The sequence below is a fragment of the Sphingopyxis sp. genome, from assembly GCF_036402335.1.
Taxonomy (GTDB): domain Bacteria; phylum Pseudomonadota; class Alphaproteobacteria; order Sphingomonadales; family Sphingomonadaceae; genus Sphingopyxis.
The window spans coordinates 21,878-43,065 of sequence record NZ_DASWTD010000411.1; the positions used below are offsets into that span (position 1 = coordinate 21,878).

The following is a 21,188-nucleotide window of genomic DNA, read 5'->3' on the forward strand; positions in this document are numbered from 1 at the left end:
ATTTGCCTATGCGTTTTGGAGGGTGGGGAGCGGCCGCTGCCCTCTTTGGACATCCCCGGCTGGGTCCGGGATCGGGTTGGCGCAAGGGCCGTGCGATATTTCAAAGTTCAGGAAAGTTCAGCCTTATGTGCGCCCCGATTTGGAAGTCGCGGGGCGTTGGATGCGCGCGGCACGTCGCATCATGGTCGTACCCGCTAGCCGGGTAGCGACCGCTTTTTGTTTACCGAATGAAAGAGCCGGATGAAGGCTGGCACAGCCAAATAATGTAGGAAAGACCTATTTTGGGGCGATGTCTGTTTTGGAGTGGGGAGTTGCCGCCATCCCCCTCCCTTTTAGGGAGGGGAGAAGAAAGGGCAGCCCTCGGCCGCTTCAAGCGATCAGGCCACGACCAGAGCGTCACGCTCCCCGATCGATGCGACCTCGAACGGCGTGGTCTGGTAGATTTCGTTGATCCAGTTCGCGAACAACAGATGCGCGTGGCTGCGCCAGCGGTTCTCCGGCGCGCGCGCGGGATCGTCGGCGGGAAAATAGCCGATTGGGAGCTGGGTTCCGCCGTCGCGATGATATTCGGCCGCCAGCGTGCCGGTATCATATTCGAGGTGATTGAACATATGCAGGGTCCGGCGCGCCCGATCATAGACGAGGCCCGCGCCCCCCTCTTCGCTGCCCGCCAGAATCTGCAGTCCGTTCGCCTCTGTGAGCGCGTCGGGGCAGACTTCCGTCCAGCGCGACACGGGAATATCGAACCTGTCTGAAAAGCCCCGCAGATAGGGCGAGGCGGGCGCAAGATTTGCATGGGGGAATATGCCGAAAGCCTTTTGGGGCAAGTCGAGTTTGGGAATGCCGTGGAAATGGAAAAGAGCGGCCTGCGCGGCCCAGCAGATCGTGAAGCAGCGATGGACGTGCGTCTGCGTCCAATCGAGGATCGCGCGCAGTTCGGGCCAGTATCGGACCTCGTCATAGGGAAGCCGTTCAACCGGCGCCCCGGTGATGATGAAGCCGTCGAACTTTTCGGTACGGACATCGCTCCAAGGCCGATAAAAGGTCGCCATATGGTCGGCCGACGTGTTGCGGGCGACATGATCGGTCATCCGCACAAGCGTCAACTCGATCTGGAGCGGCGTCGCTCCGAGTAGCCGGGCGAGCTGCGTTTCGGTGCTGATCTTGTCCGGCATCAGGTTGAGCAGGGCGATCCGCAAAGGCCTGACATCCTGTCGCACCGCGTCGACTTCGCGCATGACCATCACGCCCTCGGCCTCGAGAATATGTCGGGCGGGAAGTTGATCGGGTATTTTTATCGGCACGAAACGTCGTTCCCTCTTTACGGTTCGACGCTGCATGGCTTGGTCCGCTTGGTTGCCGGCTCGGCCACATCCTCCTTGCGGAGCGCCACCTTGCCCGGATCGGCAGGTTGGCGTTGGGCGTCGACCCAACTCTTGATGCTGATATTCTCTTACGTCGCCGCGCCGGTCTACGCAACAGCCGGTTTCGGCCGATCGAGGCGTGGAATCCGCAACCGGTCGAAAGTGACGCTTCGAAGCTAGCGGATGTGGGCGTCGCGCAATTCGCGCTTCAGCACCTTGCCGATCGGGCTGCGCGGCAACTCGTCTACTTGCCTGATCGCGCTCAGCCGCTGCGTCTTGCCGACCTTGGCATTGCAGTCGGCGCGTACCGCCTCGGCATCGGCGCCGGGTTGCAGCACGACGAAGGCGACCGGCGTCTCGCCCCATTCCTCGCTCGGCATGCCGACCACGGCCGCCTCGACGACACGCTCGTCCGCAATCAGGATCGCTTCGAGGTCGCTCGGAAAAATGTTGAACCCGCCCGAGATGATCATGTCCTTGGCGCGGTCCATCAAGGTCAGGAAGCCGTCCTCGTCGATGCGACCGATATCACCGTGGCGGTAGAAGAGATTTCCATCGGCATCGTACCAGTGCATCGCCCTGGTCGCGTCGGGGCGGTTGTTATATCCCGTCATCATCGCGGGGCTGCGGCCGACGACTTCGCCGACCGATCCCTGCGGCAGTTCGTTGCCGTCCTCGTCGATCACCTTCGCGATATGCCCCGGCGCGGGCTTGCCCACCGTGTGGAGCTTGTCGGGGAATTGGTGCGCCTCGAGGATGAAGGCGGCGCCGCCCTCGGTCATGCCATAGATTTCGACGAGCCCGCCGGGCCAGCGCTGCAGCACATCGGCCTTGAGCGCGGCGGGGAACGGCGCCGAGGTGCAATATTTGACGACGAAGCTGGAGAGGTCGAAGTCGCCGAAATCCTCGAGCGCCATGATGCGGCGGTACTGCACGGGCACCAGCATCGTGTTCGTCGCGCGCTCGCGCGCCGCGAGTTCGAGGAAACCGCGCGCGTCGAATTTCTTCATCAGCACGACCTGTCCGCCCGATCCAACGGTCGGCATGAAGCTCGCCATCGTCGTGTTCGAATAGAGCGGGGTCGACAGGATCGTCACCGCATTGGGGCCATAAGCGGGGGCGCCGCGGATGATGTGCTGCCAGCGCATCGCGTGGCTGTGGACGATGCCCTTTGGCGTGCCCGTCGTTCCCGACGAATAGATGATGTTGAAGCCGTCTTCGGGCAGGATGTCGACCGGTGCCGGCCTCTCTCCCGCCAGCGACAGCCAGGCGTCGAGCGGGGTCCCAGCGTCGCTGCCGTCCATTGCGATCAGGTCGCTCGCGGTAATGACATGCCCCTCCAGGCTTGCCCTGGCGGCGCTGTCGAGGAACAGGTGGCGCGCGCCGGTATCGGCGATCATCGCCGCCATCTGCTCGCCCGTCGCGCTGTTGGTGACGAGTCCAGCGACCCCGCCGGCGCGCAGCGTGCCGAGGATCACCGCCATCTGCTCGACGCTGTTGAGGCCGGCGATCGCGGTGCGGTCGCCTTTTGCGAATCCGTCCTGCTGCAACCGGGCGGCGATTCGGTCGGTCAATTGATCCAGTTCGGACCAGCTCAGCCGCCGCTGTGCGTCCGCAGCCGCTACGGCATCGGGACGCTCCGCGGCATGGGCACGGACAAGATCGGGCAGGGTGGCGAAGTCGCTGTCGAGCATTTCGATACTGGTCATGGCCTATGGACTAGCACAGCCGAAAGGCGGTGCAATGCCGGTGGGGCGGCGGGGTGACAGGATGTTGCGTCGACGACGGGGGGTGCGGATGGCATCATCGGATATTGCGGAAGCAGGCGACAGGAAGTTGCTGGTTGCCATCTATCATCCCGTGGCGCCGCGCGCCGAGCGGCTGCGCGACGCCATCGAGGCTGCGGGGTACAAGGCGTATATATTGCCGCCGCATGCGAATGGTCTTCGGCCCTGGATCGATATCTGCTTCAACCTGTTGCTGATCAATCCCTTCCTCGACTGGCAAGAGCCGTTCGAGTTCGTCCGGTTGGCATCGACGCTGGCCGGACGGCGACCGGTCATCGTCGTGTCGGATCGCGCCTCGGCCGACGATCGCCTGGTCGCGCTGGAGGCGGGCGCCGACGATGCCGTCGGCTGGACCGACAATCTGCCCGAAGTGCTGGCGCGCGTTGCCGGTCTGCTGCGGCGCAGCCGTGTCGCCGCCGGCCAGCTCGGCGAGGGCGAATTGCGGATCGACCTGATCGACCGGCGCGTCGAGCGCGCCGGGCGGCTCATCCGCCTTCCGCTGCGCGAATTCGACCTGCTCGCCAATCTCGCGCGCGTTCCCGACCGGCCGCTTTCGCGCGGCGCGCTCCTGAAAGCAGTGTGGCGGCTCGATTTCGACCCCGGAACCAACCGGGTCGAGGTGCATATGTCGCGGCTGCGCGCGAAGGTCGACCGCGGCTTTGACTGGCCGATGCTCCGCACGGTGAAAGGACAGGGCTACACGCTGCGCTCGCGGCCGGAATAGCCCGGCATCGCCCGATCTTGCGGCGCAATTTGCCGCTTCTTGATCGCGAACCTGTCATCGGTCCCAGCTTGCTTGACCGAAAGTTTCAGGTTGCTACTGATCTTCGACATAAAGAAAGCAACGATTCCCGGAGATGATGCCCGATGCACCCCTCAGTCCACGCCCGCGCCAACCCGAACAAAGCCGCGATCATCGTCGCCGAGACGGGGGAAGCGATCAGCTATGGCGAACTCGACGCCGCATCGAATCGCGCGGCGCAGCTCTTTCGTGCGCACGGGCTGGGGCATGAGGATGTCGTCGCGTTCATGCTCGACAACACGCCGCATTATTACGGTCTCACCTGGGGCGCACAGCGCGCGGGGCTGCGTTACGTCTGCATTTCGTCGCGGCTGACGCAGGACGAAACCGATTATATCCTCGAAAATTCGGGCGCACAGATACTGATCGTCTCGGCGAGCCTCGCAGGCGCCGCGCAGGAGCTGACCACCCGTATCAAGCGCTTCGCCATGGGCGGAAATATCCCGGGCTATGAAAGCTGGGAGGATGCCGTCGCCGCGATGCCCGCGACGCCCGTCGCCGACGAGCGCGCCGGGGTCGACATGCTCTATTCGTCCGGGACTACCGGCCGGCCCAAGGGCGTGCGCGTACCACTCCCCGAAGATCCGGCGATCGACGCGGCGAACAGCCTCGTCATGCTCGCCTCGGCGGTGTTCCAGATCAACGCCGACAGCATCTATCTGTCCCCGGCACCGCTCTATCACGCCGCGCCGCTGCGCTGGTCGATGACGATCCACCGCCTTGGCGGCACCGTCGTCCTGATGAAGAAATTCGACCCCGAAGCCGCGCTGTCGCACATCGAAAAATATCGCGTGAACAGCAGCCAGTGGGTGCCGACGCATTTCGTGCGCATGCTCAAGCTGCCCGACGATGCGCGTAGCCGGTACGACACCTCGTCGCTCAAGGTCGCGATCCACGCCGCGGCGCCGTGCCCGGTGCCGGTCAAGCAGGCGATGATCGACTGGTGGGGGCCAGTGCTCTTCGAATATTATGCCGGGTCCGAAGGCAATGGCATGACCTTTATCTCCAGCGCCGACTGGCTGACGCACAAGGGGAGTGTCGGCCGGCCGATCCTCGGCGCGATCCACATCATGGGCGAGGATAATGAAACCGAGCTCGGTGCGAACGAAGAAGGCGCGGTGTTCTTCGAAAGCGAAAATGTCTTCGAATATCATGGAGATAACGAAAAGACGGCGTCGAGCCGCAACAGCAGAGGCTGGTCCACCCTGGGCGATGTCGGCAAGGTCGACGACGAAGGCTTCCTCTATCTGACCGACCGCAAGAGCTTCATGATCATCTCGGGCGGGGTGAACATCTACCCGCAGGAAATCGAGAATCATCTCGTCACCCATCCCAAGGTCGCCGACGTCGCGGTCGTGGGCGGCCCGCACGACGAAATGGGCGAGGAAGTGATCGCGGTGATCCAGCCTGCCGATATGGCCGACGCGACCGAGGCGTTCCGCGACGAGCTGATCGCGTACGCGCGCGAGAAATTGTCCGGCGTGAAAATCCCGCGCCGCATCGACTTCCTCGAAGCGCTGCCGCGGCACGACACGGGCAAGCTCTACAAGCGCCTGCTGCGCGACCAATATTGGGAAAAGGCGAAGGCGGAGGCTTGATCCCATGACCGCCCGCGTCGAATTCTTTTTCGACCTCTCTTCGCCGTGGACCTGCCTTGCGTTCCACAATTTGCCAGGCGTGCTCGAACGAACCGGCGCGACGGCTGTGTACCGGCCGATCCTTGTCGGCGGGGTGTTCAATGCGGTGAATCCCGCTGTTTATGCAGCGCGTGAGCAGGCCGATAACCGGCGGCTTCTGCATAGCTGGAAAGTGCTGAAAGACTGGGCGCGGCTCGCGGGGGTGCCGATGAATTTCCCCTCGCAGTGGCACCCCGCGAAGAGCATCGCCGCGATGCGCTTCTGCTGCGCACTCGAGGAGGATCAGGCGGCGCTCGTCCGTTTCGCGCGCGACGCCTTCGCGAGCTATTTCGACCGGCAGGAAAATCTCGACGACCCCGCAGTGCTCGCCGCGGTTGCCGATGCCGGGGGGCTGGACGGGGCCGCGCTCGCTGCCGCGGCGGGCAGCGATGCGGTCAAGACGCGGCTGCGTGCGAATACCGACGAGGTCATCGCGCGCGGCGGCTATGGTTCGCCAACGATCTTCGTCGATGGCGACGACATGTATTTCGGCAACGACCAGCTCCCGCTCGTCGAAGCCGCCCTGAAACGCTGAAAAGGATTCCTGCGTGAAAGACCGTATTTCGATCACCATGCTCGATGGCGGTATCGCCGACGTCCGGCTGATCCGCGCTGACAAGATGAATGCGCTCGATCCGGCGATGTGGAACGCGCTGGCGGAAGCAATCGATCAGCTCAAGGCAACCACAGGCCTTCGCGTTGTCGTCCTGTCGGGTGAGGGGCGCGCCTGCTGCGCGGGCCTTGATCTTTCGAGCCTCAGCAATGATCGTGATCCGGGGGCGAGCAGCGCGGGCGGCACCTTGTCCGACCGGACGCGGGGCATCGCCAACAATGCGCAATATGCCGCATGGGGGTGGCGCGAAATCCCGGTTCCGGTGATCGCGGCGGTACATGGGGTCGCGTTCGGGGCGGGGAGCCAGATCATGGCGGCGGCCGACATCCGCATCGTCCATCCCGATACGCGCATCGCGATCATGGAAATGCGCTGGGGTCTCGTCCCCGACGTCGCAGGCATGGCGCTGTGGCGCACGCAGGTCGCCGACGATGTGCTGCGCGAACTGATTTACACCAATCGCGAATTCAACGGGTCGGAGGCGAAGCTGCTGGGTTTTGCGACGCATGTGTCGGACGATCCGCTCGCCAAGGCAATGGAACTGGCGGAGGTGATCGCCGACAAGAATCCGCACGCGATCCGCGGCGCGAAGCGGTTGTGCAATATGCTCGCCGACGCGAGCGACGCCGAAATTTTGCAGGCCGAAAGCGACGAACAGGTGAAGGTCATCCGCACTCCGAACCAGATGGAAGCGGTGATGGCCGGCATGCAGAAGCGGAAACCGAACTTCGTCGATTGACCATCGCTCGATATCCGTTCGTGTCGAGCGAAGTCGAGACACCCGTCGAGATGGCGCCAAGCCGATGGGCATCTCGACTTCGCTCGATGCAAACGGGTTTCGCGAGTTACAGCAGGCTCAAAAACCGCGCCGCATTGTCCCAGTCGCGTTTGTGGATGGCGCGCGCTTTTTGCGCTTCGCCGTCCGCGCCCCAACGGCGTTCCTGATAGAGATCGTCGAGGCTGACCGCTTCCCACAAGGCGTCGGCTTCGTATGCGTTTTCGAGCAAGGCGAGGCCGGCAACGAGCGATCCGCCGATCGTCACCAGCGGAGTCAGCGCGGTGATCCGCCAGGCGTCCTGCGCCAGCACAGTGCCCTGCAACGTCGCTACCGTCGTGTCGGGCTGATCGACCGGCAGCACGCCCCGCGCCAGGGTGAATTCGATACCATATTGCGCCTCGGCCCAGGCGAGCAGCGGGTTCCACGCTGCCGCCTGTTCGGCCTGCAGCGCCGCGTCGCGCGCGTCACGATAGCAGAAGAGGTCGCTTGTCGCATACGCCGCGATCGGTGCGGCGAAGGCGGCGATGTCGGGTGTGGCAAGGTCGATCGCGGCGTTGGTGAGGCCGGTCATCGGCATCATCGCCGGGTCGATCGTCTCGCCGACATCGCGCCATTCGGCGGCAATCGCTTCGGCGAGAGCAGGGCTTGCGACCGCGAGCGGCGCGCGCTGCGGCGTGCGCACCGGGCGTCCGTCGAGCGCGATGCCCCAGCCATCGTCTTCGGCGACGACGGCGACCTCTTCCCAGAAACGCTTCACCGGTCTTTGGGCGAACGCCAGCGGCGCGCGAGGAGCAGCGGCATGACGGCGAAATCGAACGCACCGACCAGCACGATCGCGACGCCGATCCAGCGGTCGGTCGGTTGCCCCGCGAGCGCGAAGCCGCCACCGATCAGGATGAAACCGATCGCCACAAAGGCGGCGCCCATCAGGCGCATGATCGAGAGGGCAAAGAAACGCTTCTTTGCGAGGGCGTCGTCGGCTTGGGTCATGCGCCCTCCCTATCGCCGCCAAGGTGGCGCATCAACTGCGCGAGCGCGCCATGGCCGGTCGCCTCGACACCATCGATCACGCGCTCGCGTTCCTCTGCGGATTTATTCTGCGACAGTTTGATCGTCGGCCGCCACGCGGCGATGCGGATCTCGAAGCCGGTGATAGCACCGGTCATCTTGCTGAACAGCGCGGGGTTCATCTTGGCGCGCGTCCATGGCGGATTGGCACCGGCACGCGCTTCGTGGTTCGCCGACAGCGTGTCGAGCTGTGCGACCAGTTCGGCATCGTCGAGTTTGCGCGCGACGCCTTCCATTTCGATTGCGACATAATTCCACGTCGGCACCTGATCGGGGTCGGCGTACCAGCTTGCGCTGACATAGGCGTCGGGGCCCTGCACGACGGCCAGCGCGTTCGCGCCGCCCAGATGACGGGTGAGCGCATTGCCGCGCGCGAGGTGGAATTGCAGCGTCGTCCGGTCGTCGCTGAGCACAACCGGCGCGTGCGCGACGCGCGGCCCGTCGGGGGTGCTGGCAAAGATCGCGGCAAAGCCGATCTCGCGCACGAGCAATTCGGCGAGGTCGTCCTGCCTGGGCCGGAAGGCGCTGTTCGGGTGCATCAGCTCGGACGGGCAGGGCGCGACGGATGCTTCTTTGCACCCGGCCTTTTGCCCGCGGGTTTCCCCGGCGCGGCCTTGCCCGGTTTCGCTTTCGGCTTGGGCTTCGGCTTGCCGACAAAGTCGGTCGGCTTGCTGTCGGCGGTGCGTCCACGCCGTTCGCCGCGCCGCGCCTTGCGAATCTGTTTGCTGTGCGCCTTGGCGGCTGCTTTTGCCGCGGCTTTCGGCGGCGGGCCCTTGGCGCCATCGTCGACGCCGACTTCGCCGAGCAGCAGGTCGAAGCCCAGCGCGTCGAGGCTGGCGGCGAAATGCTCGGGCACTTCGGCATGCACGTCGATCGCGCCGCCGTCGGGATGGTCGATGCGCAGGCGGCGGCTGTGGAGGTGCATCTTGCGGCTGATCGAGCCGGTCAGGAACGCGCCCTTGCCGCCATATTTGCCGTCGCCGACGATCGGGTGGCCGATCGCCGCCATATGGACGCGCAGCTGGTGGGTGCGCCCGGTGAGCGGCTGGAGTTCGACCCACGCGGCGCTGTTTCCCGCGCGCTCGATCACGCGGTAACGCGTCTTCGACGCGAGGCCGCTGTCGTGCACATGCATCTTCTCGCCGCCCGATCCCGGCTGCTTGGCGAGCGGCAGGTCGATCTCGCCCTGCTGGATGTCGGGCACGCCGACGATCAGCGCCCAATAGGTCTTGCGCGCGCTGCGATTCGAAAAGCTCTTCGCGAAATAGGCGGCGGCGCGCGGAGTGCGCGCGATCAGCAGCGCGCCCGACGTGTCCTTGTCGAGCCGGTGGACCAGCTTCGGGCGCACCGGCGCATCATATTTCAGCGCGTCGAGCAGGCCGTCGACATGCTGTTCGGTCTTTGTGCCGCCCTGCGTCGCGAGGCCGGGCAGCTTGTTGAGCACGATCGCGCTCGCGTCGCGGTGGATCACCATCCCCGTCGCGAGTTCGATATCGGCATCGGTCAGCGGCCGGCCCTTACGTGCCGGGCGCGCTTCGGCTTCGACCGGCGGGGTCGGCATGACGAGCTTCTGTCCGGTCGCGATCCGGTCCGACACATCGGCCTTTTTGCCGTCGAGTGTCAGCTGCCCCGACCGCGCCCAGCGCGCAAGGAGCGCGTGCGGCGTCCCCTCGCGGTGGCGCTTGAACCAGCGGTCGAGGCGGATGCCGTCGTCCTCTTCGGCGATCGTCGCGCCGTCGAGTTTCATTTTGGGCTCGCTCATGCCGGCACCTGCCGCATGATGAAGAGGCCAAGCCCGCAGGCCACGATCGCGCCGGTCACCGACGCGAGGACATAGGCGGCCGCGTGCGCATTTTGACCGCGTTCGAAAAGCATCCAGAATTCCATGCTGAAAGAAGAGAAAGTGGTGAAGCCGCCGAGGACCCCGACACCGATGAAGAGGCGCGCGGTTTCGCCGCCGTCGCTGCTCCGTGCAAGCGCGCCGACCAGCAGGCCCATGAGAAGGCTGCCGGCGATATTGATCGACAGTGTCCACCAGGGAAAGCCGGGGCCGAGTCGCGCGAGCATCGCCTGCCCGACGAGATGGCGGGCGCCGGCACCGATCGCGCCGCCGATCATGACAGGAAACAGGCTGTTCATGACGCTCGCCCTAGCCCGAAACGGCCGCGAGGCATAGCGGGCCATTTCTAGGCGTCGGGCGGTGTCAGCGCGGTGGCGGGGCGTTCGTGCGTCGCGCGCCAGTTTTCGGGGCGGATGAAGTCGCCCTGCCAGATGCCGCGCCGCCGCGCCTGCGCCTCGGCTTCCTCGACCATATAGGCGTCGCTGGTCGCGACCGCCCAGCCGAGCCGCGTCATTTCGGCGCCGAGATCGACACCGTCGGGGAGGGGCGCGGTCCGGCACGCGGCGAGCGTGCGGCCATAACGATCCTTCGCTGCGACCTCGCAGGAGAGTGGGCCGCGGCCGACCAGTGTTTCGAGCGCGGTGCGCGCTTCGCGCCCGCAGGGCCAGCGCGTGCCGCTGCGTGCGCAATCCTGCCGGTATTCGACCGCGTCGATGCCGGTCAGGCGGATCGTCAGCGGCGCATCGCCCTGCCGCACCGCCAGGCTGTCCCCGTCGATCACATGGACGAGCGGAACCGTGACGGCGGGGACCGGGAGCCACACCCATGCGGCAAAGGCGAAGGCGGCGAGAAGCAGCAGCGCGGCCAGCGACCGCAGCCGGCGCCGCCAGCGCAAACGGGTGAGCGGTGAAGGGCCTCGCAACATGACGCTCCGACTGACCCGGCGCGTGCAGCTTGGCAAGAGTGAAGAATAGCTTGACGGTGAGAACAAACCGTGTCCAGAATGGACTAAACTCCATCCGGCTGACAGTCGCCGACTCGCGTTTTGTATCGCCTGGGTCCGGATTGGCGGCAAAAAGGAACGAACAAAAGGTGAATATCGCCGGAATGACGACATAGTTACGCCAAGGTGGAGCGATGGAACGGGGACGGTAGCAAGATGGACCATGGACTATATTTCGGGCTCGACACATCGGCCTTTCCGCCGGGCGGCTTCGGTGCGGGCGGGGTCGAACCGCCCGCGACGGTCGGCAGGTCGTTTCCCGAGGGCATCGCATCGCCGCTTCTGGTGGTGGGGTCGCCGGTCGATTTTTCCGATGCGATCTCGCTTGCCGACGTGCGGCTCGCCAAAATCGTCGCGGCGCCGGAGGCGGCGGATTATATCAGGCAGACCGGCACGCTCGATATCGTGTGGTTCGCGGTGGCGGATGCGGTGGAAAGCGACATGTTCGCCGCCATATGCGGGGCGGTCGAGGCGCAGGGGTGCAGCCTGATTTGCGAAACCTCGCTGTCGGCGATCGATCGGGTGGCGGCGGCGATTCCGGCATCGGTCGACGTCCAATTCCTTGTCGACGCCGATCCGACCGAACGGCTCGTCGCCCTGGCGGCCGCCCGGCGCACGCGCGACGCGAAGGTCCATGACATCGCCCGCGACGATGCGATGGAGCGGATCGACCGGTTGCAGGAAGAGGTGGCGCGCATTTCGCGCCTGCTCGGCGACCTGGCGGGACAGAGGGGCGGACTTCCCGGTACCCCGACGGGCTTTGCACCGCGCGGCGATGATTTTACGGATTATCCGGGTCAGGTGCGCGCGCCGACGCGCGATTTTGGCGCCATGCCGCGCAGCTTCGTTCCCGAAGAGCGCACGATCGACCGCAACCGCGCCAAGGCGGTGCGCCGGGTGCTGCGCCAGCGACGGATGCGCGAGCAATATTTCCCCGCCGACCTGTTTGCCGATCCGGCGTGGGACATGCTGCTCGACCTTTATGCCGCGCGGCTCGAGCGCCAGCCGGTGTCGGTATCGAGCCTGTGCATCGCCGCTGCGGTCCCCGCGACGACGGCGCTGCGCTGGATCAAGACGATGACCGACGCCGGGCTGTTCGTGCGCGAAGCCGACCCGCACGACGGGCGCCGTATCTTCATCGCGCTGGCCGAAGGTGCGTGCGACGCGCTCGCCCGCTATTTCGAGGCGCTCGAAGAATAGCGGCGGCTTGCCAGCGGCGGCGGCATGTGGCAGGGCGCGCTTCCCCAAAGGGGGCGCTTAGCTCAGTTGGTAGAGCATCTCGTTTACACCGAGAGGGTCGGCGGTTCGAGCCCGTCAGCGCCCACCACGGACATTTTCCTCCCTTCATGATCCTTGCGCAAGAAACCGGCGGCCGGTTTTGTGGCACGATTTCCGTGGCTTGTCCCTGTCAATGGCATCGCGGTACCGGTCATCGTCCTCTCTCACAAAAGCGAGGCTCGCCGCCCGAAAGATTTTCTTCGTCGCAAATCGACGCGTATGGCATTGACGAATCCAATATCTACCTTTTAAGTTGACATTGTCATTCGGGACTGGTCGAGACGAATGGCGGGCTCTCCTCCCTCGACCCGCGGCTTTTGACCGGGAAGCAGCTTGCTCCGCGTTATCAACGGCTAAAGCGCGTGATGCTCGGGCGACAGCGCCAGGCATTGCGTTCCCCCAGAAGGGGTATTGCGATGCGTATGTGTAGCACCAGTTGATAAACGGGCGCCGATGACGTCGCGCGCCGGGTAGCGGTCCGACCGCGCCCGGAGCGACCCGCGGCCTGTCCTTTCATCCCGGCCGCGCCTGCCTTTCGCGAGGACGCACTGCGGCTTTGCGTCCGGCGCCTGCGCGCGCCGGCGACAGGTGAATCATGCCTTTTCTGACCCAATCCGACCTGTCGGATCTGGCTCGCTATCCTGCGTCCCTGCGCAGCGCCGCCCGGGCGCTGTGGGGGGCGGAGCCGACGGCTGCCCGATCGGACGCGGCGCCCCGCGCCACCATCCATCGCATCAAAAAAGGGGCGGGACTGCCGCCCGGGGAACCATGATAATGTCGAAATTCTCTCCCGAACATCGTTTGAAGCTCTTGCTCGGCGCGGCGCTGCTGATCCCGGCGGCACCTGCCCGGGCGACCGAAGGCGGGGCAACCGAAAATGCCCCGGCCGAAAGCTCGGCGGCGGATGCCGGCAGCCTGGCGGTCGAATCTGCCGCGGCCTTCGATGGCGCCGAAATCATCGTGTCGGCGCGTCGCCGCGACGAAAGCGCACAGGAGGTGCCGATCGCGCTGTCGGTCGTGGGCTCCGAAACGCTTGCGGCGACGGGCAATTATACGCTCACGCAGGTTCAGCAGATCGTTCCCAGCCTGCAGGTGTTCAGCTTCAACCCGCGCAACACCAACATCAACATCCGCGGCCTCGGCAGCAATGTCGCGCTGACCAACGACGGGCTGGAGAACGGCGTCGGTTTCTATGTCGACAATGTCTATTACGGCCGCGTCGGCCAGTCGCAGTTCGACCTGGTCGACCTGCAGCAGATCGAGGTTCTTCGCGGGCCGCAGGGCACGTTGTTCGGCAAGAACACCACATCGGGCGCGATCAACATCACCTCGAGGAAGCCCAGCTTCGAACCCGAATTTTCGGGCGAAGCGAGCGTCGGCGACTATGGCTATTACCAGCTTCGCGCGTCGGCGTCGGGCGGGCTGATCGACGACCTGCTCGCGGTTCGCCTGTCGGGCTCGGTGACCGAACGCCGCGGCTTCCTCTATAACGACACGCAGAACGAGCGCGCGCAGGATTATTCGAACTGGAGCGTGCGAGGGCAGTTGCTGTTCACCCCGACCGCCGACCTCGAAGTCCGCATCATCGGCGACTTCGCGCGCCAGAAGCAGAATCATGTCCTCAACGTCTTCGCCGACTATTTCGGGACCTATGAAAATGGCGCGGCGATCCCCAACAGCTTCGCCGAGCGCGCCGCGCGCTTCCCCGGCTATAGTTTCCCGACGATCGATCCTTTCGCGCGGCGCGGCGAGGCCGACAGCCATTATCAGTCGAACATGGACGGCTATGGCGTATCGGGGCAGGTCGACTGGGACGTCGGTGCGGCGAAGCTGACCTCGATCACCGCCTATCGCTGGTGGGACTGGAACCCGGCCAACGATGGCGATTCGACCTCGCTGCCGGTCATCACCAAGGCGCAGCAATCGAACCGCCAGCGCCAGTTCAGCCAGGAAATTCGCCTCGCCTCCGACAGCGATGGCCCGATCGACTATGTCGTTGGCGCCTATTATTTCTGGCAGGTGATCCGCGGCAAGGGCGCGAGCGCCTATGGGCCGGCGGCGGCGCTGTGGAACCGCCCCGCGACCTCGCCGCTCACACTCGCCGCGTGGGAAGCCGCGCTCGACGGCTTCGAGGCCAATTCGACGTCGGACCCGCGCACCAAAAGCTATGCGCTGTTCGGCCAGCTCGACTGGAAATTCACCGACCGGCTGACGCTGACGGCGGGGCTGCGCTACACGCACGAGAAGAAGAGCGGCTCGTTCACGCAGGTCCATGTCGCGGGGATCGACCTGTCGACCCTGCCGGCGCTGCTCGCGGCGCAGGCGGCAGGAATTCGCGCGCAGTTCAATCCCGTCACCAGCTATTCGACCGGCTTCACGGACAACAGCCTTTCGGGGCTCGCGACACTGTCGTGGCAGTTCAGCGACGATGCGCTCGCCTATGCGACTTATGCGCGCGGCAACAAGTCGGGCGGGCTCAACCTCACCAACCTCCCGGCAGGCCTGCGGCCCGAGGATGTCGCCGCGGTCGCGCCCGAAAAGGTCGACAGCTACGAACTCGGCATCAAGTCGCAGTGGCTCGACGAACGGGTGACGCTCAACGTTGCGGGCTACTGGACCGAAATCCGCGACTATCAGACCGCGATCACCGAACAGGTGCAGAATTCGGTCAATGTTCGCCAATATATCGCCAATATTCCCGGCGTTCGCTCGCGCGGGGTCGAGGGCGATCTGGCCTTCGCGCCTTCGCAGCGTGCGAGTTTCTATGCCTCGGTCGCCTATGCCGACACGACGTACAGCGACTATCCCAACGCGCCGCAGGCGCCCGAGCGGCTGAACGGCAGCGGGATTCAGGATTTGACCGGCGAGCAACTGCCGGGTGTTCCCAAATTCACCTACACGCTCGGCGGCGACGTTTCGGCCCCGCTCAGCAGCCTCGGCGGGCGCGACCTGTCGATCTATGCCCATGCCGATTATTCGCATCGCTCGTCGTTCAACACCTCGTCGAGCGACAGCATCTATGCCGACGTTCCCGCCTACGGGATTGCGAACGCACGGATCGGCTTCAAGACCGACGACGGCTTGTTCGACCTGTCGATCTGGGCGCGCAACCTGTTCGACAAGGATTATTTCCAGACCCTGTCGGCGCAGAACACCGGGATCGTCACCGCGCTGATCGGCGAACCGCGGACGGTGGGCGCGACGCTCCGGACGAAGCTGTGATGAGCGCCGCGCCGCCCCCCACCGCCGGCCAGCTCGCCCGCTTCTCCGCGGTCGCGGTGCCGCTTGCCGCCGCCGGACTCCCTCTCGGCGTGTACCTCCCCGCCATCTATGCGCGCGATTATGGCCTGTCGCTGACGGTGATCGGCGTCATCTTCCTGCTCGGCCGATTGTGGGACGCCATCGCCGATCCGGTGATGGGGTCGCTCAGCGACCGGACGCGCAGCATCTATGGGCGGCGCAAGCCGTGGATCGCGGCGGGCGGGGTCGTCTTCGGCCTGTCGTCGATCTTTCTCTTCTTTCCGCCATTCGGGGTGACGCCCCTCTCGCTCGGGCTCGTGCTCTTCTTTTTCTACCTCGGCTGGACCGCGGTGCAGATCCCGTTCCAGGCATGGTCGGGCGAAGTGTCGGGCGACTATCACCAGCGCACGCGGATCGCGACCTACCAGACCGTCGTGACCTCGTCGGCCTTGCTGCTGACGCTGATCCTGCCGACGATCGCCGACCAGCTGCGCCCCGGCGACGGGCATCTGCAGCTGTCGCTGATGGGCGGACTGGTTTTGCTGTCGATCGTTCCGGCGCTTGTTCTGACGCTGACGGCGCTCAAGGAACCGCCGCTGCCGCCGCTTCCGGTCGGCAAGCCGAGCCTCAAGGACACGATCCGCGCGATCACCGGCGAGCCGCTGCTGCTGCGCGTGCTTGCTTCCGATTTCGCGGTGACCCTCGCGCAGAATATCCGCGCCGCGCTGATCGTCTTTTTCGTGACCTTCTATATGGGCCGCCCCGAATGGGCAGGCGGCCTGTTCCTGTTCCAGTTCGTCTTCGGCATCTTTGCTGGACCGATCTGGCTCAAGATCGGGCGCCGCTACGGCAAGCACCGCACCGCCGTCGCGGGAGAGCTGGTGCAGGTGGTCATCAACCTGTCGCTGCTGCTCGTCACCCCCGACACCTTCCCGCTGCTGCTCGCGCTGACGCTGGCGCAGGGGCTGGCGCAGGGTTCGGGCAACCTGATGCTCCGCGCCATCGTCGCCGACGTCGCCGACAAGCATCGTCTCGACAGCGGCGAGGATCGCACCGGGCTGTATTATTCGGTGTTCAGCCTGGCCGGGAAGACCGCGACCGCGGTGGCCATCGGCATCGCGCTGCCGCTCGTCAGCTGGCTGGGCTTCGATCCCAAGGGCGTCAACAGCCCCGAGGCGCTGACCGGCCTGCTCCTCGTCTTCGCTCTTGGCCCCGCCATCGCCCACGCCTTGTCCGCCGCCCTCATTGCGCGCTTCCCGCTCGACGAGGCGGCACACGCCGAAATTCGCCGACAGCTCGATCCCGGACCGCCGGACTATGCCTTCGCCGAATGACCACGCCTGCCAACCCGTAACCCCAAGGAGACTGACAATGACGGACCTTCATAACAGCTATGCCAATGCGCGCGACAAGGGCATCGACCTCGACGTCACCCCGGTGACCGGCACGATCGGTGCGATCGTGAACGGCGTCCAGCTGTCGGGCGACCTGCCCGCTGCGACGGTGCAGGCCATCCAGGCGGCGCTCGTGCGGCACAAGGTGCTGTTCTTCCGCGACCAGCAGCATCTGACCGATCAGGAGCATGAGGATTTTGCCGCCCAGCTCGGCGATCCGATCGCGCACCCGACGGTGCCGGTCGCCGAAGGGTCGCGCTATCTGCTCGAGCTCGACAGCCGCGAAGGCTATGCCGCGTCGAGCTGGCACACCGACGTGACCTTCGTCGATGCCTACCCCAAGGCATCGATCCTGCGCGCGCTCACCATCCCGGAGGCGGGCGGAGATACGCAGTGGGCGAACGGCGAGACGGCCTATGAAGGTCTGCCCGAGGTGCTGCGCCAGCTCGTCAACAATCTGTGGGCGACGCACACCAACCTCTACGACTATGCCGCAATCCTGCAGTCGGCGCCCGACAACGACACCGCGCGCGAGCGCATCGCCCAGCACCGCAACGTCTTTGCCTCGACCGTCTATGAAACCGAACATCCCGTGGTGCGCGTGCATCCCGTCAGCGGCCAGCGCAGCCTGCTCCTCGGCCACTTCGTCAAGCAGTTCGTCGGGCTGAACGCCACCGACAGCGCGCGGCTGTTCCAGACGCTGCAGGATCACATCACCAAGCCCGAGAATGTCGTGCGCTGGCGCTGGCGCGAGGGCGACGTCGCGATCTGGGACAACCAGGCGACCCAGCACCGCGCGACCGCCGACTTCGGACTCCAGCGCCGGACGCTGCGCCGTGCGACGATCGCGGGTGAAATCCCGGTTTCGATCGACGGACGCAAGAGCCGCACCGTGCGCAAGGACAAAGCGGTTCAATACGAACCGGCGTGACGAATTCGGCCGGCGCCCGACTCCTCTCCCTCTTGCGCTGGTCCAGACTGCGGCGCGCCCGGGTTTCATTCGCCCGCGGCGCGCTGCCCTTCCTTTATGAGGACGCCCCCCATGAAACATCTTGTGCCGTTGCTGATCGCCCTTTTCGTCGCCGTCCCGTCCGCGCAGGCGAAGGAGCGGCGGCCGAATCTGCTTGTGATCGTTGCGGACGATCTCGGCTATTCGGACCTCGGCGCGTTCGGCGGCGAGATCGCGACGCCGAACCTCGACCGGCTCGCGCTCGGCGGCATCCGTCTCGCGGGATTTCACACCGCGCCGACCTGTTCGCCGACGCGTTCGATGCTGCTTTCGGGCACCGACAATCATCTGGCCGGGCTCGGTACGATGGCGGAAATGATCCGGCCGAACCAGCAGGGCAAGCCCGGCTACGAAGGTTATCTGCGCAGCGACGTCGCGACGCTCGCCGAGCGGCTGCGGGAAGGCGGTTACCGGACGCTCTTTTCGGGCAAGTGGCACCTTGGGCTGACCGAAGAACAGGATCCTTTCGCGCGCGGTTTCCAGCGCAGCTTTGCGCTTGCGCAGGGCGGGCACAATCATTTCGGGACCGATGCCGGCATCGAGCCACCGGATGGCACGACCTATCGGGACAATGGCAAGCGGGTCCGGCGCCTGCCCGGGGATTTCTATTCGAGCGACTATTTTGCGACGCGTCTCATCGATTTCCTGGGCGAGCGTCCCGCCGCCGGGGAGGGGAAGCAGCCCTTTTTCGCCTATCTGGCCTTTACCGCGCCGCACTGGCCGCTTCAGGCGCCGCCCGAGGATATTGCCCGTTACCGCGGGCGATACGACGAAGGCTTCGACGTGTTGCGCGAACGGCGGCTGGCGCGGCAAATTGCGCTGGGAATCCTGCCTTCGGGCGTCGTGGCGCATGTGCCGCGCAACCGCGACGGCAGCTGGGATTCGCTGACCGCCGAGCAGAAGCGCACCGCCGCACGCAACATGGAAATCTATGCCGCGATGGTCGACCGGCTCGACCGGAATGTCGGCCGGGTGATCGCCCGGCTGCGTGCTTCGGGCGAGCTCGACAATACGGTGATCGTCTTTCTGGCCGATAATGGCGCCGAGGCGCTCGATGCCGAGACCACCGGCGCGGCGATGCTCGCAAAGCGGCTCGAGGGCGCCGACAACGGTTTCGCCAATCGCGGGGCAGCGTCGTCCTACATCACTTATGGCGCCGGCTGGGCGCAGGCCGCCACGGCGCCTTCGTGGCTGACCAAAGGCTATCAGACCGAAGGCGGCACGCGCGTCGTTGCCTTCATCAGCGGCGCCGGTATTCCGCAGCGCAAGGGCGCCGATACGCAGTTCCTCTCCGTCGTCGACATCGCCCCGACCCTGCTCGAACTCGCCGGGGTCGATCCGGCGGCAACCGAGGTCGAGGGCCGGGCGGTGCGTCCGATCACCGGCCGCTCGTGGACGGCATGGCTGCGGGATCCCGGGGCCCGCATCTATGGCGCCGACGATGGCTTCGGGGCCGAGCTGTTCGGTTCGCGCGCCTATCGCCAGGGCGACTGGAAACTCACCGACATCGGCGACGGTGCCTGGCGCCTGTTCGATATCGCCCGCGACCCTGGCGAAACGCACGACCTGTCGCGCGACGAACCTGCAAGGCGCGCGGCGCTGGTCGAAGCGTGGAAGCGCTATGCGCGCGATGTCGGCGTCATTGATCCCGATTCGATCCCGTACCGGCCATAGATCAGGAGGGCGGCCCGCGCGGCGGAGAGGATATGGGTCGCTTGATCTCGTCCGCGATCGGGTTAAGGGACGACCAACCCGAAAGGTCGCCTCATGAAAAACCTGTTTGCCGCTCTCGCTCCCGCCTTGTGTGTCCTTGCGTCGCCCGCGCTCGCGGCGCCGAAACCGGCGGACGTCATCATCCGGCATGCGACGGTGGTCGATGTGGAGGCGGCGAGGACGATCGCCGGGCAGGCGGTCGTGCTGAAAGGCGGCGATATCGTCGCGGTGGGTGCCGACGCGGCGATCGCGAAGGACTGGCGCGCCGACCGGACGGTCGAGGGCAAAGGGCGCTTCCTGATCCCCGGCCTATGGGACATGCATGTCCATTTCGGCGGCGGACCGGAACTCGTCGAAGAGAATAAGGCGCTGTTGCCGCTGTATGTTGCGAACGGCATCACGACGATCCGCGATGCCTCGGGCGATTTGCCCGACCAGGTGCTCGCGTGGCGCGGCGAGATCGCGAACGGCAAGCTGTTCGGTCCGCGGCTGCTGACCTCGGGTGCGAAAATCGAGGGAATCGCGCCGGTGTGGAAAGGCACGATCGAGGTTGGCAGCGAGGCCGACGTTGACGCCGCGCTGCTACGCCTCAAGGACCGCGACAAGGTCGATTTCGTCAAGATCACCGACAGCACGCTGAAACCCGAGCTGTTCCTCTATGCGCTTCGGCAGGCCAAGGCGCTGGGCCTTCGGACCTCGGGGCATATACCGATGGCGCTCACGACCGAGCAGGCGGTCGACGCCGGGATCAGTTCGATCGAGCATCTCGACTATGCCTATAACGCCGGCGCGAAGGACGAAGCCGCGATCGCGGCCGATTTCGCTGCGGGACGGATCGACCGCGCCGAGGCGAACCGCCGGCTCGATGCGGGTTTCGACCGCGATACGGCGACGGCTGCTTACCGGCGCTTCGCCGCCAAGGGCGTGTCTGTCACCCCGACGCTCAACGGTAGCCGCATCATTGCGTATCTGGACCGCGACGATCATTCGAAGGATGCGGGGCTCGCTTATATGGGCCCGAAGCTGCGCAAGACCTATGAATGGCGGATCGAGCGCGCGGCGAAAGCCGATGCGGCGGGAATCGCGGCGCGGCACAAGCAGATCGACGATGTTGCGACGATCCTGCCGATGCTTGCCGAAGCGGGCGTGCCGATCATCGCGGGGACCGACGCGGGATTCCTCAACAGCTTCAATTATCCGGGTTTCGGGCTGCACGACGAGATCGAGCTCTATACCGAAAAAGGTCTGACGCCGGCGCAGGCGCTGGCGTCGGCAACGCGCGCGGGGCCGGCATGGTTCGGCTGGCTCGACCGTTATGGCGCGATCAAGCCGGGGATGGCGGCCGACCTCGTGCTGCTGACGAAAAATCCGCTCGACGATATCGCGGCGACGCGGGCGATCGATACGGTCGTCATGCGCGGGCAGATCCATGACCGTGCCGCGCTCGACGCAATGCTCGCCGATGCGCGCGCAAGGGTGGCGGCCTGGAACGCCGGGGCAGAGGCGCGTTAGGGGATCGTGGCGCGAGCCGCGACGCGGCCCCGCCATACCAGCCAGAGCGTGAAAATCCCCATGCCGCCCCAGATGACGTTGAGCACGGCCGACGGCAATGCACCATTATAG

General features: G+C 65.6%; 18 protein-coding genes, 1 tRNA gene and 1 riboswitch. Of the genes, 11 read left to right on the forward strand and 8 right to left on the reverse strand.

Going from position 1 to position 21,188, the window contains the following annotated elements; translation table 11 throughout:
• Window positions 1–377 precede the first annotated feature (377 nt).
• Window positions 378–1,304 carry a homoserine O-succinyltransferase gene (locus tag VGD20_RS13375; RefSeq protein WP_331134924.1) on the reverse strand — a complete coding sequence of 309 codons (927 nt, stop codon included), beginning with the start codon at window positions 1,302–1,304 and terminating at the stop codon, window positions 378–380.
• A gap of 38 nt (window positions 1,305–1,342) precedes the next feature.
• A riboswitch (SAM-I-IV-variant riboswitch) is annotated at window positions 1,343–1,448 on the reverse strand.
• A 92-nt stretch (window positions 1,449–1,540) separates the two neighbouring features.
• Window positions 1,541–3,073, reverse strand: coding sequence for a class I adenylate-forming enzyme family protein (locus VGD20_RS13380; protein WP_331134925.1), 1,533 nt, complete (start codon window positions 3,071–3,073; stop codon window positions 1,541–1,543).
• An 88-nt stretch (window positions 3,074–3,161) separates the two neighbouring features.
• Between VGD20_RS13380 and VGD20_RS13385 the strand changes: the two genes are divergently transcribed.
• The 4 genes from VGD20_RS13385 to VGD20_RS13400 all read left to right on the forward strand — a co-directional run bounded on the left by VGD20_RS13385 (window position 3,162) and on the right by VGD20_RS13400 (window position 6,981).
• Window positions 3,162–3,875: a response regulator transcription factor gene (locus tag VGD20_RS13385; protein ID WP_331134926.1), complete on the forward strand. Its 714-nt coding sequence runs from the start codon at window positions 3,162–3,164 to the stop codon at window positions 3,873–3,875.
• Window positions 3,876–4,018: 143 nt separating this feature from the next.
• Window positions 4,019–5,551 carry an acyl-CoA synthetase gene (locus VGD20_RS13390; protein WP_331134927.1) on the forward strand — a complete coding sequence of 511 codons (1,533 nt, stop codon included), beginning with the start codon at window positions 4,019–4,021 and terminating at the stop codon, window positions 5,549–5,551.
• Window positions 5,552–5,555: 4 nt separating this feature from the next.
• A complete protein-coding gene (locus tag VGD20_RS13395; protein WP_331134928.1) occupies window positions 5,556–6,164 on the forward strand; it encodes a 2-hydroxychromene-2-carboxylate isomerase in 609 nt (202 codons plus the stop codon).
• A 13-nt stretch (window positions 6,165–6,177) separates the two neighbouring features.
• On the forward strand, window positions 6,178–6,981 hold the full coding sequence (locus tag VGD20_RS13400; RefSeq protein WP_331134929.1) for a crotonase/enoyl-CoA hydratase family protein: 804 nt from the start codon (window positions 6,178–6,180) through the stop codon (window positions 6,979–6,981).
• A gap of 106 nt (window positions 6,982–7,087) precedes the next feature.
• Here VGD20_RS13400 and VGD20_RS13405 read toward each other — a convergent pair whose 3' ends face one another.
• The 6 genes from VGD20_RS13405 to VGD20_RS13430 are packed head-to-tail and all read right to left on the reverse strand — an operon-like array spanning window position 7,088 to window position 10,853.
• The gene (locus tag VGD20_RS13405) at window positions 7,088–7,777 is read right to left on the reverse strand and encodes an ATP12 family chaperone protein (protein ID WP_331134930.1); all 690 of its coding nucleotides are present in this window, start codon (window positions 7,775–7,777) and stop codon (window positions 7,088–7,090) included.
• Window positions 7,774–8,010 carry a hypothetical protein gene (locus VGD20_RS13410; protein ID WP_331134931.1) on the reverse strand — a complete coding sequence of 79 codons (237 nt, stop codon included), beginning with the start codon at window positions 8,008–8,010 and terminating at the stop codon, window positions 7,774–7,776. The genes VGD20_RS13405 and VGD20_RS13410 overlap by 4 nt, the downstream gene beginning before the upstream one ends.
• On the reverse strand, window positions 8,007–8,627 hold the full coding sequence (locus VGD20_RS13415; protein ID WP_331134932.1) for an FMN-binding negative transcriptional regulator: 621 nt from the start codon (window positions 8,625–8,627) through the stop codon (window positions 8,007–8,009). Before VGD20_RS13415 ends, VGD20_RS13410 begins: the two co-directional genes overlap by 4 nt.
• Window positions 8,627–9,850, reverse strand: a complete 1,224-nt coding sequence (locus tag VGD20_RS13420) for an RluA family pseudouridine synthase (RefSeq protein ID WP_331134933.1) — start codon at window positions 9,848–9,850, stop codon at window positions 8,627–8,629. The genes VGD20_RS13415 and VGD20_RS13420 overlap by 1 nt, the downstream gene beginning before the upstream one ends.
• A complete protein-coding gene (gene crcB / locus VGD20_RS13425) occupies window positions 9,847–10,227 on the reverse strand; it encodes a fluoride efflux transporter CrcB (protein ID WP_331134934.1) in 381 nt (126 codons plus the stop codon). Before crcB ends, VGD20_RS13420 begins: the two co-directional genes overlap by 4 nt.
• 47 nt (window positions 10,228–10,274) lie before the next feature.
• On the reverse strand, window positions 10,275–10,853 hold the full coding sequence (locus VGD20_RS13430) for a thermonuclease family protein (RefSeq protein WP_331134935.1): 579 nt from the start codon (window positions 10,851–10,853) through the stop codon (window positions 10,275–10,277).
• 204 nt (window positions 10,854–11,057) lie between these two features.
• Here VGD20_RS13430 and VGD20_RS13435 point away from each other — a divergent pair, with 204 nt between their 5' ends.
• The 7 genes from VGD20_RS13435 (at window position 11,058) to VGD20_RS13465 (ending at window position 21,077) form a co-directional block, all read left to right on the forward strand.
• Window positions 11,058–12,131 carry a MarR family winged helix-turn-helix transcriptional regulator gene (locus VGD20_RS13435; RefSeq protein WP_331134936.1) on the forward strand — a complete coding sequence of 358 codons (1,074 nt, stop codon included), beginning with the start codon at window positions 11,058–11,060 and terminating at the stop codon, window positions 12,129–12,131.
• A gap of 51 nt (window positions 12,132–12,182) precedes the next feature.
• Window positions 12,183–12,258, forward strand: a tRNA-Val gene (locus VGD20_RS13440).
• 725 nt (window positions 12,259–12,983) lie between these two features.
• Window positions 12,984–15,431: a TonB-dependent receptor gene (locus VGD20_RS13445; protein ID WP_331134937.1), complete on the forward strand. Its 2,448-nt coding sequence runs from the start codon at window positions 12,984–12,986 to the stop codon at window positions 15,429–15,431.
• Window positions 15,431–16,783: an MFS transporter gene (locus VGD20_RS13450; protein ID WP_331134938.1), complete on the forward strand. Its 1,353-nt coding sequence runs from the start codon at window positions 15,431–15,433 to the stop codon at window positions 16,781–16,783. Before VGD20_RS13445 ends, VGD20_RS13450 begins: the two co-directional genes overlap by 1 nt.
• Before the next feature lie 37 nt (window positions 16,784–16,820).
• A complete protein-coding gene (locus tag VGD20_RS13455; RefSeq protein ID WP_331134939.1) occupies window positions 16,821–17,774 on the forward strand; it encodes a TauD/TfdA family dioxygenase in 954 nt (317 codons plus the stop codon).
• 111 nt (window positions 17,775–17,885) lie between these two features.
• The gene (locus VGD20_RS13460; RefSeq protein ID WP_331134940.1) at window positions 17,886–19,526 is read left to right on the forward strand and encodes an arylsulfatase; all 1,641 of its coding nucleotides are present in this window, start codon (window positions 17,886–17,888) and stop codon (window positions 19,524–19,526) included.
• A gap of 93 nt (window positions 19,527–19,619) precedes the next feature.
• Window positions 19,620–21,077, forward strand: coding sequence for an amidohydrolase family protein (locus tag VGD20_RS13465; protein ID WP_331134941.1), 1,458 nt, complete (start codon window positions 19,620–19,622; stop codon window positions 21,075–21,077).
• The last annotated feature ends 111 nt before the right edge of the window (window positions 21,078–21,188 follow it).